Raw genomic sequence first — 14,122 nt, forward strand, 5'->3', positions numbered from 1 at the left:
ATGCCCTAAAGCGCTTGACCCTAATTTGACATTGTTGTTATAGTCGATGACCATCAAATTGTTAATCTACTCTTCACTGACAGCTCAATCGCTATCTTTCATAACATATTTTGTGATGACTCAAACAAGATAAGGATATCTTATGCATCATGTTCAACAGCTCATCAATGGTGAGTTCAGCCAATCTAACACTAGCGAATGGATTAACATTACTGATCCTGCCACCCAAGATATCATTGCTAAAGTACCACAAAGCACCGATGATGAGATCAATGAAGCCGTCGCCACTGCCAAAGCTGCATTTGCGACTTGGCGCAAAACGCCTATCACCACTCGTGCGCGTATCTTCTTAAAGTATCAAGCACTCATTCGTGAGCATATGGATGAGCTTGCGCAAATTCTAACCGCCGAGCAAGGCAAAACCCTTGCTGATGCGCGCGGTGATGTCTTTCGCGGTTTAGAAGTGGTCGAACATGCGGCGGGCATTGCTAACCTGCAAATGGGCGACTTTGTCGAAAACGTCGCCTCAGATGTCGATACTTATAGCATTTGGCAGCCGCTTGGCGTATGTGCTGGTATCACGCCGTTTAACTTTCCAGCGATGATTCCGCTATGGATGTTCCCGATGGCCATTGCCACGGGCAACACCTTTATCCTAAAGCCTTCTGAGCAAGATCCGATGGTGACTATGCGTTTAGTCGAGCTAGCAGTAGAGGCGGGCGTGCCAGAAGGGGTATTGAACGTAGTCCATGGTGGTAAACCAACCGTTGACGCTATCTGCGATCATCCTGACATCAAGGCGGTGTCTTTTGTCGGTTCTACCGCAGTTGGCAAACATGTCTATGAGCGCGCAAGTCGGTCAGGTAAACGCGCTCAGTGTATGATGGGCGCCAAAAATCATGGCGTCATCTTGCCTGATGCCAATAAAGAGCAAACGCTAAACCAGCTGGCAGGCGCGTCCTTCGGTGCAGCAGGACAGCGCTGTATGGCTTTGTCAGTTGTGGTGTTGGTCGGCGCAGCAGGCGAGTGGATCGATGATATCAAAGCCAAAGCTGAAACTTTAGTGGTCTCTGCAGGTAAGAACGACAAAGATCTAGGCCCGCTCATCTCGCCTGCGGCAAAAGCTCGCGTTGAGCATTTAATTAATACAGGAGTTGAGGAAGGCGCAAGCTTACTTTTGGATGGTCGCAGTATTCAGGTCGAAGGATTTGAGAAAGGCAACTTCGTTGGGCCGACGATCTTTGATCATGTCACCAGTGACATGCAGATCTATCAGCAAGAAATCTTTGGTCCGGTGCTTTGTATCATGCGCGTGGATAGCTTAGATGAAGCTATTGAGCTGATTAATAATAATCCTAACGGTAATGGCACTGCTATTTTTACTCAGTCAGGAGCGGCGGCGCATAAATTCCAGCAGGACGTCATGGTCGGTCAAATCGGTATTAACTTACCGATTCCTGTACCGCTACCTATGTTTTCGTTCTCAGGCTCACGCGCCAGCAAGCTTGGCGATTTAGGACCTTATGGCAAGCAAGCCGTGCAGTTCTATACGCAAACCAAAACAGTCACCGCGCGCTGGTTCGATGATGAAGCAAGCCGCGGCAAAGTCAATACCACCATCTCAATGTAAGCTGTATTGTAAGCTACATTTTGCCGCACTATTTAAGGATAACTGCATGGATTTTTCACTAACCGACGATCAAGTAGCTTTTGAGCACAGCGCTCGTCAGTTCGCACTAAAAGAGCTAAGACCCAACGCCGCCGAATGGGATCGCAGCTTGTACTTTCCTATTGAGGTCATCAAAAAATCAGGAGAGCTTGGCTTTTTAGGCCTTTATACCAATCCTAATTATGAGGGTTTAGGATTGCCGAGACTGGACTCAGCGATGGTGTTTGAGGCGCTAGCTTGGGGCGACACTGCGGTGGCGTCTTATATGAGTATCCATAACATGGTGTCATGGATGATTGGGAAGTATGGTCATGACGCGCTATGCCAGCAGTATCTGCCGAAGATGGTCAATGGCGAGTGGTTAGGCAGCTATTGTCTGACAGAGCCTAATGCAGGCTCTGATGCGGCGTCCTTACGCACCAAGGCGGATAAACAAGGCGACTATTACGTCCTCAATGGCGAGAAAACCTTTATCTCAGGGGCGGGGTCAACTGATGTGTTGGTCGTTATGGCGCGCACAGGTGATACAGGTGCTAAGGGCGTTTCTGCCTTTGTAGTCGATGCCCAAAGCGACGGCATTGAGTATGGTAAAAACGAGCATAAAATGGGTTGGAAAGCGCAGCCGACGCGTACGATTAGCTTTAACAATGTCAAAGTCCCTGCATCCAACTTATTAGGTGCTGAAGGTCAAGGCTTTAGCATCGCCATGAAAGGCCTTAATGGCGGGCGTATTAATATCGGTATCTGCGCGGTAGGCACAGCGCAGGCCGCGCTTGAAACGGCGACGAGCTACGTCAAAGACCGCCAGCAGTTTGGCAAGCCCATAGCAGGCTTTCAATCCGTACAATTCAAGCTTGCCGACATGCTCACGCAAACCATAACCGCAAGACAAATGATCTATCTGGCCGCTAGTAAAGTTGATAACAACGACCCGCAAGCGGCAACTTATTGCGCCATGGCAAAACGCTTGGCTACCGATTTGAGCTTTGAAGTCGCTAATGAAGCGTTACAACTGCATGGCGGCTACGGTTATCTCAACGAGTATCCGCTTGAGCGTCATGTGCGCGATCTGCGCGTGCATCAAATACTAGAAGGGACTAATGAGATCATGCGCGTCATCGTATCCCGGCAGCTGTTGCAAGACGACGGGCTTAGCTCTTTGCGTTAGTAGCCTTTTCTAGCCCGTTTTTAAATTCTATAAAGTTTCATAGGTCGTTTTATGAGCACAAATAATCAATCTAATAATCAAAGCATTGCTTCTCCAGAGCAAGAAGCTGCAGTACTTTTTGAGACCGAAAAGACGCATTGCGGTCATCAGCTTGGCATTATGACTTTAAACAGCCCAAAGTCGCTTAATGCTTTGAGCGTTGAGATGTGTCAACTGTTATCACAGCAGCTCGAAGCTTGGCAGACGGACAGCCAAATAGTCGCCATTATTCTTAAAGGCGCAGGTGACAAAGCCTTCTGCGCTGGCGGAGATATTCGCAAGCTTTACGACAGTATGTCAGAGTCTGCACCACTGCCCAATCCTTATGCAACTGAGTTTTTTGGGCATGAGTATCGCCTCTATCGGCAAATGCACTTTTATCCCAAACCGCTGATTTTATGGGGTGACGGGATTATTATGGGCGGCGGTATGGGACTGATGGCAGCTTGTAGCCATCGTATCGTCACCGAGCGTACTCGCTTTGCGATGCCTGAGATTACCATAGGTCTGTTCCCTGATGCTTCTGGTAGTTGGTTCTTGCAGCGTATGCCTGCTCATACAGGGTTGTTTTTGGGTCTGACCGGCGCTATGTGCCATGCCGGCGACGCCATCATTGGTAACTTGGCTGAATACTATGCCCAAAGTGGCGACTATGAATCTATCATTGAGCGCCTAAAAGCTGCCGATTGGCGCGCGGAGATGGAGCAAGGCTTTGGTAGGTTGCCAAGTGTTGCCAGCCGCGCTTTAGCGGCTCAGCCAGCGACTGACCTGCCTGAGAGTCATTTGGCCAAATATTGGCAAACCATCAATAAGCTTATGAATAGTGGCGGGCTGGCTGAGATTGATCATCTGCTACAAAACGATGACGCTCTAGCTAAGATTGATGCTGACTTTGCCGCCGATAAATGGACACAAAAAGCACTGGCAACTTATCGTCACGGCTGCCCAGTAACCGCCGCTTTGACTTATGCGCTGTATTATAAAGTCAGCGCTTTATCACTAGAGCAAGTGCTGTATTTAGAAGCCAATGTCGCCGTGCACTGCGCAGCCAATCCTGACTTTAGAGAAGGGGTGCGCGCGCTGCTCATTGATAAGGATAAAGCGCCGCAGTGGTCACGCACATTGGCAGACTGCCTAAGCGCTGAGGGACAAGCGTATATCGAGTCGCATTTTGACAACCCTTATGCCCCTTATCAGCATCCTTTACAAGACTGGCTTACCGCTGATGCTTTAGGCGCGCAGCATGTACGCTAGACTTTATTGAGTCAATAACCGATAACGACATCAAGGAATGATGGAATGAATAAAACTGCAAATGCAAGTGAGTCAGTCAAGGACAAAAAGCCTAACATCGCTTTTATTGGCTTAGGTAATATGGGCGCGCCAATGGCACAGAACCTGCTAAGCGCAGGCTACGCGCTGAGCGTCTATGATTTATCTTTGGCTGCGACCGAGCGTCTACAGCAAGCAGGCGCTAGGGTGGCAGATAGCCCGCAGCAAGCGGCTGCTAATGCGCAAGTAGTGATTAGTATGCTGCCCGCAGGCGAGCATGTGCTATCAGTGTATTTAGGAAGTAGCGAGAATAATCAAGAGCAAGCAGGCGGCGAACAGAAACAAGGACTGCTATCTCATCTTGCTAAAGACACCTTAGTGATTGACAGTAGCACCATTGCTGCAGCAGACGCTAGGCAAGTCGCAGCTGCGGCAAGTGCGCTTGGTATAGACTTTTTGGATGCGCCAGTATCAGGGGGCACCGGCGGGGCGATAGCAGGTAGTTTGACTTTTATTGTAGGCGGCGAGGCTAAGGCTTTTGCTAGAGCCGAACCTATCCTTGCTGCCATGGGCAAAAATATCTTTCATGCAGGCGAGCACGGCGCCGGACAAGTGGCTAAGATCTGCAACAATATGCTGCTTGGTGTCTTAATGACAGGCACGGCAGAGGCGATAAACCTCGGCGTCAAAAACGGCTTAGACGCCAAAGTACTCTCGGATATTATGCTACAAAGCTCAGGGCGCAATTGGACACTAGAGGTCTACAACCCGTATCCGCAAGTGATGGATAATGTCCCCTCTAGCCATCACTATCAAGGCGGCTTTATGAGTAAGCTGATGCAAAAGGATTTAAACCTTGCGCTGCAAACGGCTAGGCAGACTGAGGTCGACACGCCAATGGCACAGCGAGCCGCGCAGCTGTATAGCGCTCATACTGGCGAGCATGGTGACAAGGACTTCTCGAGCATTATGGCTATTCATGATCCATCAGTACTGCCTTAATAGCGTAGAGACGTGAGCACATTTTATTAGGGACACGCCCTAGAGTACCGCTACAGAGTGATAGCCACATCCGCTGATTATTTCATTTCAAACTCATAGCACAGCGTTTGGATATCCTGCGCCGCGACTCTAAGTCTGGGTACGTGTGTCTGAAGCGCTTCTAAAGAGACGCGGATAGTAGGTGCATTTACAAATAAAGACGCCAAATAGCGTGAGTCCTTATCGAGTATAGGCACGGCTACTGATACGGTCTCAGAGATAAACTCTTCGTTGTCTATGCCGACGCCTGACTTCGCGATAGTGTCTAATTCAGCAGTTAAAGCATCAACATCGGTAAAGGTGTTTTCAGTAAACCTATCAAGTGGGAGCTGTCGCAGCATCTTCGCACGGGTTTGCGTAGGCAGAAGACTAAGATAGAGCTTACCCGTTGCGGTACACCACATCGGCGACTGAGAGCCGGCTGGTAAATAGATCTGGATAGGCAGATCATTCTGTACGCGATTGGTATGTAGCATGCTCATCTGATGCGGTACAGCGATGCCGCAGCTCTCCTTTATATCATCCACCAATCCTTGTAGTATCAACTGCCGCTCCTGAAAGAACTGCTTTTGTTGCCACAGCTCTATACTCAGATTACGTACGCGCTTGCCTGGTATTATTCCGCCTCCTATATCTACGCCAATAAACCCTTCTTCGACCAAAGTCTGTATCAACCGGTGAATAGTAGGTTTTGGAATGTCTAAATCCTTTGACAGCTCAAGGGGTGAGAGCGGTCTTTGGGCATAAGACACGGCTTCTACAATCTCTAATACACGAGTAATAGATGATACTTTAGGCATAATATTGGCTCGATAGTTAAGGGGTGTCATTCATGCGATTGCTCAGCAGGCAACTCACTAATCTAGTGTTGCATAAAGAGTGTGGCTAGCTATTTCATCATCCAATTAGGGTATTATCAGCAAGCCATACTACTCATTTTGTCTCTCTGCCTCGCTAAGATACATCATTTCACATAACACAACAAACCGTAGTAATTAGTTATATAAGCTACACTGTTTAAAATCTTATAATAAGCCAAAATAGTATTCAGTTACTTAGATATGTCATTAAGAGTTTTTAGCTTACCGATACCACGTTTATTTACGCTTTTAAACGTTGTTCTCATTAGCGAGGTTACTCGCTTTGTAATGATGAGTTATTATTTACTAGATATATTGATACGCTAATTATTCTGTCTTGACATATCTTGTAACACTAATGCGTTTTATGACAGAGTGTAACGGCAATAATTACAATACCTACGTAATCTTTACATAATGGCAAACAAAAAGCGCTTCTTAGGGGGTGACTTTTAGAGTCAAAATTGTTTTAATCTGCTCAACAAAATGATGGTTTGTAAAAACGCTAAGTCATCATTCACTGTGGGCAAGCTACTTCATATTTTTAGGAGATTAATGATGAAACTTATTAAATTTACGGCAGTATCTGCCGCTATTCTAGGCTCAACTGCTGCTATGGCTGCCGATCCTATCGTTGTTGTAGATGATAATGATACGGTTGCTTACCCAGTAGCTGCTCCTGCGTATCAGTATAACCGAGATGCGGGTATCGTCCGCAATACTACTGGCGCAGTCGTTGGTACAACTAAGACTCTATTTAACACAGCAATCAACCCTGCTGCTGTTAGTGCAGAGATTGGTAGCTTAGGTTATGGCGCAAACCTCGCGTGGAGCATGAACGAGACTACTGAACTACAAGCCGGTTGGGCAGGTGGCGATGTATCTGATATCAAAGATGATTTCGACGTAGATGATGTTGAATATGAAATTAAAGATGCTGATTTTAGCAACCCATACTTAGGCGTACAGATGCGCCCTGCAGCGAACTGGTTTACTGTGGGTGCTGGTATCATTGTTCCTGATAACGATCTCGATGTTGAAGCTAGAGGTGAAGGCAATGACTTTGAAATTGGTGATATAAGCTACAATACAGACGAGGTAGGTACATTGGCTGGTACTGTAGAGCATCGTAATGATTTGGCTCCATACCTAACCATTGGTTTCCGTCCAAATATCTCTGATAGATGGGGTGTGTTCGGTGAAATTGGTGCAGCCTACATGGGTAAAACCGATGCCACAGTACGCGCTGTTGGTAACGGTGCTGAACTAGTCGGTTACATAGACGGTGCTGAAGAAGGTCAGGTTACGCGTGATGAAGTTGCAAGACGTGCTGAGCGTGAGCTTGAAGATGATGATTTGTTAGAGTGGTTCCCAATTGTTAAACTAGGTGCAACTTACCGCTTCTAATTTAAATACTGAATCTTTCTAATAGTTGATAAAAAAAGCGATCTTCGGATCGCTTTTTTGTGTTTTAAGTTTGCTTAAATGCTATAAGAGCGTTAGTTAAACTGAATATTACGCTAAATACTATTTATATCAGAATACTACTATCGTCTGATAGTTTGAAATATAAGCTACTCTACGCTGAGCGTCCTGGCTCAGCTCTATAAATAGCTCACGAGTAGAACTATTATTCTTAATAGTATCATCAGCACTATCATATTCGATAAGCATCTGAACTAGCGGTAGATCAGCGCGACCTAAACCTGCTGCAAGTGTTGTTTGATTGATTTTGATCAAACTCTCTTTGATTTGCCATATTAACCTGACCAGATAATCGCGTTTATCGAGTGACAGCTGCTCGAGCATAGCGATTTCACTGGGATGATAGAAGCGTTTGGCGACCTGCCATGCCACGCTATTTACCTCAATATCTATACCAATAGCGCTGTCAAAGCTCAGAGCGACGGCTACTCTATCTGCCGAATGACTGAAGCACACATAGTGGCGATGGTTTTTGAGTCGATAGGGGAACGCCGACTCATCTAAAGTATCTGCTATGCCAAGCTCAGCGAGTAATCTATTTAAGAGTATGCGTACGCCAGTACGTTGGCTTTGACGCTTAATTTTTTTATTTAATAAATCTTGCTTTGTAGCACCTAACGAAGAGAAGTCACTGGCTGGGTTATAACAGGGCGGCACGACACAAAATGTCTGCGAAGATAATGAGTCATGATCAAAGCCGCTAGTAGATAGAGTAATAGGCGTGAGGGCAGTCGAATGATCTCTCCATAATCGAGTGCCAATAGGCTGCAAGCGAGCAATAGCACAATGATGAGTCGCCGTAAGCTGCGTATAGTGGATGTCATTCAGTAAGATCATAAGGGCGAGTTAATACTATTAATAATCATAAGCGTATTATTATGGCAGGTATGAAGGATTAAGCGCAAAAATCCTTAGCTAATCTTATTGTAGAATACAAAAAAACCCAGTAATACTGATATTACTGGGTCAAAGTCAAAATACGAAATGAGATGAGAATAGGTTAATAACCAGTAAGCTGGCTATTAGTACGACAGCTCAGCACGGCGGTTTAAGGCGTAAGCCTCTTCAGTGTTACCAGCTGCTGCAGGACGCTCTTCACCGTAGCTAATAATACGGATATTATTGGCAGCGACGCCTTGCGCTGCTAGATAATTACGCGCAGCTTGTGCACGGCGCTCACCCAAAGCGATATTGTACTCGCGGCTGCCGCGCTCATCAGTGTGACCTGCGATTAGCACTTGTGTAGCTGGGTTTGCGTTTAGTAAGCCGACGTGTTGATTCAGTACGCTGGCAGACTGAGCAGTGATCTCACTACTATCAAATGCAAAATAAACCACAGCTTCCAGGTTCTCTGCAGCGTTGACAACGCCTACTTGGTTATCAACTACGACCGCGCCTGTATAAGCTCCTTGACCACCAGGGATACCTAAAGGCGCGACGACGACTTCAGAGGTAGCGCGTTTGGTGGCACAACCTGTAGTTAGGGCCACCGCACTAGACAAGACAGCTAGCGCAGTCATTTTGGCAAAACGGTTACTAAAAGAAGAAAGTTGTGACATTTGAAGCTCCTAAATAGGTAATTTATTTGTTGTTTTATATATCGCACAATAAACTTAGGTCATTGAGCTCTATCATAAAATCAATGTTACGTTGTGTAAGTAGCATTACTGTAAATAATACCAAGGTTCGGTAAATATTACAGTATGTGTCAGATAACTTATTCGTATAAGCTTTTATCTCTTAATTTTAGCGAAATTATCGACAACGCGTATAGATAAACTTGAGCCAGTGTTATTTATTACCAGCGATACTTATCCCAGTTTTCGGGATTGGCCCAGTATTTACTATTTAGCCAATTGGGCAGGCGTTTATAATCGTACAGATTAAACTGCCAAAGGGTTAAAGAAGAGGCTGATGGTAGCAGATGATCAGCCGTAGGAGAGTCTATGGCTGTGATAGCCGTGTCAACTGCTTGATCGCCTAAGATATCGAACGGCATAAAGCCGTACGCTCGCAGGTCTATCTTATCCTTGACAGCGATTAACAAATGAGCGGCGTACAGATCCCTATAACGCATTATAGTCGGTATAAATTGCTGCAACTGCTCGGCTGACATCGTAGGTAGCCAAAAGCAGGCAAGCTCAAAACGCTGAGGACTATACTGATGACTAAGCTTGGCTAAAGTGCTTATCTCAATATCTGGTTTTATACTATTTTCAACTCTGTTCTTTTTAGCCTTATTCTCTTCAGTCTTGTTCTCTTCATTTTCCTCTTTATCAGCATGACCATTCATAGCAAAGACCTCTTGCTCGTCTTGTTTTTGCAGCAGTAGGCTGAGACTATCAGCTTGCTGGCTATCTTCAACTGCCCAGAGTAGTTTGGGTAGCTTGAGTAGCTTGGGCGATGGGGTTGCCTCTTTTGTAACCTCTAATAAAGAGGGTAGAAGGGCTTGAGTGTAAGCTATCAGCAAGGCTGGGGTAAGAGGAGGAGAGTTAGGATTCATAAAAGGCGCCAAAGTGGTTAAATCGCGAGGTTGCTCTTGAAATTTACTTATTGAGGCCAATGTAGCGTTAAAGCTTAGCAGAATCAAACTTAATTTAATGAGCGCGTTTAAATAAGCGGCAATGACGCCGTATAAAAATAATAGACTCTAGCCTTCTTTAGAAAAACAATAGGATTATCAATGTCAACGACTCAAACTGATGCCAATATTATCAATGCAGACATGCCGGATGTTCCTACGCATATGCCCAGCAAAATCCATCTAAAAGACTATAAGCTGCCAAGCTTCGATGTTGATACCGTTGATTTAGATATTCAGCTGTTCGATGACCATGCTATCGTCGATAGTACTTTGGTGATGCAGCGGCAGAGCGATGGTGACTTAGTCCTCGATGGCGAGGAGCTTGAGCTGATAGCTATCACACTTAACGATGAGGTACTGTCTAATGATCGCTATCAGCAAGCTGATGGTAAGCTTATTATTAGTGATGCGCCAGATAAGCTGACTTTGCAGCTGCAAGTACGTATTTATCCGCATACCAATACTGCGCTTGAAGGTCTGTATATAGCCGGTAGTGGTAGCGATACGATGTTTGTCACTCAATGTGAGCCTGAGGGCTTTCGCAAGATTACCTTTTATCCTGATCGCCCTGATGTGCTATCTGTTTTTACTACCCGTATTGAGGCCGACAAGCGCTTTCCGACTTTACTTGCCAATGGTAATTTGATCGAAGCGGGTGAAGTTGCCGACGACAACACCCGTCACTATGCAATTTGGCACGACCCAACCAACAAGCCCAGCTATTTATTCGCGAGCGTCATCGCCGATTTAGAAGTATTGAGTGATAGCTATACCACTAGTGAGGGGCGCGAGGTCTTGCTTGAGCTCTACGCCAAGAGTGATGATATCGATAAGTGTCATGTGGGTATGCAGGCGCTCAAAGACTCGATGCGCTGGGATGAGGTCAATTATGGCCGTGCGTATGATTTGGATCGCTACATGATAGTGGCGGTCAGTCAGTTCAATATGGGCGCGATGGAGAATAAAGGTCTCAATATCTTTAACACTGCTTGTGTGCTCTCAAGTCCTGAGACGACGACGGACGCGCGCAGCTTCAGTGTCAAATCCATCATTGCTCATGAGTACTTTCATAACTGGACTGGTAATCGTATTACCTGCCGTGATTGGTTTCAGCTGTGTCTAAAAGAAGGGCTTACCGTCTACCGCGATCAATCCTTTTCTGCCGATCAGCAGTCAAGCGCGGTGCAGCGTATCGATGATGTTGCCACTTTGCGCGCGCATCAATTCAGCGAGGACGCAGGGCCACTGGCGCATCCGGTACGTCCTGAGAGCTTCGTTGAGATTAATAATTTTTATACCACGACGGTATATGAAAAAGGCGCTGAAATCGTGCGGATGATAGCCAATACTTTAGGCCCTAAAGATTTTCGAAAAGGTACTGATGAGTACTTCCGTCGTTATGACGGCCAAGCGGTCACAGTTGAGGATTTTTTATCTGCGCTTAGCATTACCGATAGTAAGATTGAGGACTTTATCGATTGGTATCGTCAGCCGGGTACGCCCGTAGTATCTGGTCATCAAAGCTATGATAGTAATTCACAGACTTTGACAATCACTCTTAAGCAGCAGACGCGCCACGTACCAGGGTTTGATGCACCAAAGCCGCTACCAATACCAGTGGCGACCGCGTTATTTGACAAAGATTCCGGCGCTATCATTGATGAGCGTATGCTGATGCTTGATCAGGCAGAGCAGACCTTTAGTTTTGATAATATTACGCAAGAGCCAGTGGTTTCTTTGCTGCGTGATTTTAGTGCGCCGGTGCAGCTCAATTATGATTATCAAGATGAAGACTTAGCGTTTTTGCTTGAGCATGAGACCAATGGCTTTAACCAATGGCAAGTGACACAGATGCTTGTCAATCGTATCTTGCTTACTACTCAAGGCAATAAAAAAAGCAGTCCTGATATCTATCTGCAGTCTTTAGCGAAGACCCTGCCTAAGCTTGCGGTCACTGATGCTATGCTCGCGGCGCGTCTGCTCGATATTCCATCGGTGCAGGAGCTGGCCTCAGCCATACACCAAGACTACGATCCTAAAGTGGTGAAACAGCAGCGCAATGGCTTATATAAGCAAGTGGCGCAGACGCTTAAACATGAGTGGACGGCTTTATATAATCAGTTGCCATTGCAGCCTTATTCAGATACGCCAGAAGCCCTTGGTAAGCGTGCCCTGCGTAATGTGGTCTTAGACATGGCATTGACTGCCGAAGTGGCTGGTGCAAAGGAGTGGGCACAGCAGCAATATGAGAATGCTAGCTGTATGACTGAACGCTTCGGCGCGTTAAAGGCGATGGTGAATCATCGAGTTGCTGGTGCAGATAAGTGTTTAGCGGACTTTTATCAGCGCTTCTATGGTAATGATTTGGTCATTGATTTGTGGTTTAGCGTACAAGCCTCGAGCGCTCATGTCACCACACAAGATATCAAAGCTTTACTCGTGCATGATGATTTTGACTGGAACACGCCTAATCGGATACGCTCAGTGATTAGCGCTTTCACCTCGCAGCCGACCGTACTTTGGACCGCTGAGGGCTTGTCTCTCTTTACAGGGGTAATCAAGACGTTAGATGGCACCAATCCGGTATTGGCATCTCGCTTGCTACAAGTGCTAGCGCGCTGGTATACGCTAGCAGAGCCGACTCGGCAGATGGCGCAAGATGAGCTTGTCGCTTTGCAGCAGCAAGTCTCCTCTAAAAACGTAATAGAGACGCTAGATAGTGTGCTCAGTGCCGCAGAGGCTTCTGCTTAATAGCTCAGAGCTGGTAGAACACAAAAAGCTCATCTTAATAGATGAGCTTTTTTCGTTAAGCAATACAACTAGCGATAATGTCAGCAACTATCGATTCGGCAGAATGTCTTTTACCGCGTCACGCAGCTCATGAAGAGCAGTCACTGTGCTGTCCCAGTCTAGGCAACCGTCAGTGATAGACTTGCCATACTCAAGCTGACTAAGATCAGCGGTGAGCTTTTGATTACCGCCTTTTAGGTGACTCTCAATCATCATACCGATGATGGATTTATTGCCATTTCGAATTTGCTCAGCGACGTTGTTGATGACCATTGGCTGCAAATACGGATCTTTGCCTGAGTTGGCATGGCTTGAGTCAATCATAATCTTCGTGCTGGTTTTGCCTTTTTTTAGCTCGTTTTCTGCAGCTGCGACAGCGGTTTCATCATAGTTTGGCTTACCATTGCCGCCGCGCAGTACGACATGGGCATAAGGATTGCCTTTAGATCTAATAATCGACACTTGACCATCAGCAGATAGACCTAAGAAGCTATGACCTGCTTTGACCGCTTGCATAGCGTTGACAGCGACAGTCATACCGCCATCGGTGCCGTTTTTGAAGCCGACAGGGCAGGACAAGCCTGAGCTCATCTCGCGATGCGTCTGACTCTCAGTGGTACGAGCGCCAATCGCTGACCAGCTGATAAGATCTTGCATGTACTGCGGCGTATTCGGATCGAGCGCTTCGGTCGCACAAGGCAAGCCTTTTTCGTTCAAATCGATCAAAAGCTTACGAGCACTGCGCAGACCTTTTTCGATATCGAAGCTGTCATTCATATCTGGATCGTTGATCATGCCTTTCCAGCCCACAGTGGTACGCGGCTTCTCAAAATAGACTCTCATCACCACAAAGATGCTGTCTTCGACTTCTTTGGCCAATACAGCCAAACGATCTGCGTATTCGTGAGCGGCCTTTATATCGTGAATAGAGCAAGGGCCAATAACCACAAATAAGCGCTTGTCTTTACCATCCAAGATGTCTTGAATCGTATGACGGCCTTTGAGTACGGTTTGATAGGCGGCATCGGTAAGAGGTAGCTCAGTTTTTAGCTCAGCGGGGGTGACTAAAGGGATGAATTGGTCAATGTTCACGTCATCAATGTCTGCATTGTGGATAACTGTTGTTGTCATGGGTATCTATCATTTAGCTGATTAGTGGGAATAATCATTATGAGGACAAAAGTGTGCGTTGACAAGGGTAGCTGTGCAGTTAA

At 46.3% G+C, this 14,122-nt stretch carries 11 protein-coding genes; 6 read left to right on the top strand and 5 right to left on the bottom strand.

The features are described from left to right. The first annotated feature begins 142 nt into the window (after positions 1 to 142). The 4 genes from JMY03_RS06680 to mmsB are packed head-to-tail and all read left to right on the top strand — an operon-like array spanning position 143 to position 5,150. A complete protein-coding gene (locus JMY03_RS06680) occupies positions 143 to 1,630 on the top strand; it encodes a CoA-acylating methylmalonate-semialdehyde dehydrogenase (protein WP_201602331.1) in 1,488 nt (495 codons plus the stop codon). 46 nt (positions 1,631 to 1,676) lie between these two features. Beyond that, on the top strand, positions 1,677 to 2,837 hold the full coding sequence (locus JMY03_RS06685; RefSeq protein ID WP_201602333.1) for an acyl-CoA dehydrogenase family protein: 1,161 nt from the start codon (positions 1,677 to 1,679) through the stop codon (positions 2,835 to 2,837). Positions 2,838 to 2,888: 51 nt separating this feature from the next. Beyond that, the gene (locus tag JMY03_RS06690) at positions 2,889 to 4,130 is read left to right on the top strand and encodes an enoyl-CoA hydratase/isomerase family protein (protein WP_201602336.1); all 1,242 of its coding nucleotides are present in this window, start codon (positions 2,889 to 2,891) and stop codon (positions 4,128 to 4,130) included. Between the two features lie 45 nt (positions 4,131 to 4,175). Then, a complete protein-coding gene (gene mmsB / locus JMY03_RS06695) occupies positions 4,176 to 5,150 on the top strand; it encodes a 3-hydroxyisobutyrate dehydrogenase (protein WP_201602339.1) in 975 nt (324 codons plus the stop codon). A 77-nt stretch (positions 5,151 to 5,227) separates the two neighbouring features. Here the strand turns inward: mmsB and JMY03_RS06700 are convergent, their stop codons facing one another. Continuing rightward, entirely contained in the window at positions 5,228 to 5,989 is a 762-nt protein-coding gene (locus tag JMY03_RS06700) for an IclR family transcriptional regulator (protein WP_201558415.1), read from the bottom strand. A gap of 618 nt (positions 5,990 to 6,607) precedes the next feature. Here JMY03_RS06700 and JMY03_RS06705 point away from each other — a divergent pair. Then, positions 6,608 to 7,456: a hypothetical protein gene (locus JMY03_RS06705; RefSeq protein WP_201602342.1), complete on the top strand. Its 849-nt coding sequence runs from the start codon at positions 6,608 to 6,610 to the stop codon at positions 7,454 to 7,456. A 129-nt stretch (positions 7,457 to 7,585) separates the two neighbouring features. Here the strand turns inward: JMY03_RS06705 and JMY03_RS06710 are convergent, their stop codons facing one another. The 3 genes from JMY03_RS06710 to JMY03_RS06720 all read right to left on the bottom strand — a co-directional run bounded on the left by JMY03_RS06710 (position 7,586) and on the right by JMY03_RS06720 (position 10,037). Then, positions 7,586 to 8,371 (bottom strand): 4'-phosphopantetheinyl transferase family protein, encoded by a 786-nt coding sequence (locus JMY03_RS06710; RefSeq protein ID WP_201602345.1) that lies wholly within the window; start codon positions 8,369 to 8,371, stop codon positions 7,586 to 7,588. Positions 8,372 to 8,556: 185 nt separating this feature from the next. Further along, on the bottom strand, positions 8,557 to 9,093 hold the full coding sequence (gene pal / locus JMY03_RS06715) for a peptidoglycan-associated lipoprotein Pal (RefSeq protein ID WP_390880042.1): 537 nt from the start codon (positions 9,091 to 9,093) through the stop codon (positions 8,557 to 8,559). Positions 9,094 to 9,332: 239 nt separating this feature from the next. Beyond that, a complete protein-coding gene (locus JMY03_RS06720; protein WP_201602348.1) occupies positions 9,333 to 10,037 on the bottom strand; it encodes a DUF6231 family protein in 705 nt (234 codons plus the stop codon). 180 nt (positions 10,038 to 10,217) lie between these two features. On the opposite strand from JMY03_RS06720, the gene pepN reads away from it, so the two are divergent. Beyond that, complete coding sequence (pepN, locus tag JMY03_RS06725; protein WP_201602351.1) at positions 10,218 to 12,869, top strand: aminopeptidase N; 2,652 nt, start codon at positions 10,218 to 10,220, stop codon at positions 12,867 to 12,869. A gap of 87 nt (positions 12,870 to 12,956) precedes the next feature. Here pepN and JMY03_RS06730 read toward each other — a convergent pair whose 3' ends face one another. Beyond that, positions 12,957 to 14,039, bottom strand: coding sequence for a 3-deoxy-7-phosphoheptulonate synthase (locus JMY03_RS06730; protein WP_201602354.1), 1,083 nt, complete (start codon positions 14,037 to 14,039; stop codon positions 12,957 to 12,959). Positions 14,040 to 14,122: the final 83 nt, after the last annotated feature.

Source organism: Psychrobacter submarinus (assembly GCF_904846685.1).
In the GTDB taxonomy this organism is placed as follows: domain Bacteria; phylum Pseudomonadota; class Gammaproteobacteria; order Pseudomonadales; family Moraxellaceae; genus Psychrobacter; species Psychrobacter submarinus.

Bases quoted from the DNA above. Each gene is read 5' to 3' on its own strand.
- JMY03_RS06710 (WP_201602345.1), bottom strand. From the start codon at position 8,371: ATGATCTTACTGAATGACATCCACTATACGCAGCTTACGGCGACTCAT.
- pal (WP_390880042.1), bottom strand. From the start codon at position 9,093: ATGTCACAACTTTCTTCTTTTAGTAACCGTTTTGCCAAAATGACTGCG.
- pepN (WP_201602351.1), top strand. From the start codon at position 10,218: ATGTCAACGACTCAAACTGATGCCAATATTATCAATGCAGACATGCCG.
- JMY03_RS06730 (WP_201602354.1), bottom strand. From the start codon at position 14,039: ATGACAACAACAGTTATCCACAATGCAGACATTGATGACGTGAACATT.
- JMY03_RS06680 (WP_201602331.1), top strand. From the start codon at position 143: ATGCATCATGTTCAACAGCTCATCAATGGTGAGTTCAGCCAATCTAAC.
- JMY03_RS06705 (WP_201602342.1), top strand. From the start codon at position 6,608: ATGAAACTTATTAAATTTACGGCAGTATCTGCCGCTATTCTAGGCTCA.
- JMY03_RS06720 (WP_201602348.1), bottom strand. From the start codon at position 10,037: ATGAATCCTAACTCTCCTCCTCTTACCCCAGCCTTGCTGATAGCTTAC.
- JMY03_RS06690 (WP_201602336.1), top strand. From the start codon at position 2,889: ATGAGCACAAATAATCAATCTAATAATCAAAGCATTGCTTCTCCAGAG.
- mmsB (WP_201602339.1), top strand. From the start codon at position 4,176: ATGAATAAAACTGCAAATGCAAGTGAGTCAGTCAAGGACAAAAAGCCT.
- JMY03_RS06685 (WP_201602333.1), top strand. From the start codon at position 1,677: ATGGATTTTTCACTAACCGACGATCAAGTAGCTTTTGAGCACAGCGCT.
- JMY03_RS06700 (WP_201558415.1), bottom strand. From the start codon at position 5,989: ATGCCTAAAGTATCATCTATTACTCGTGTATTAGAGATTGTAGAAGCC.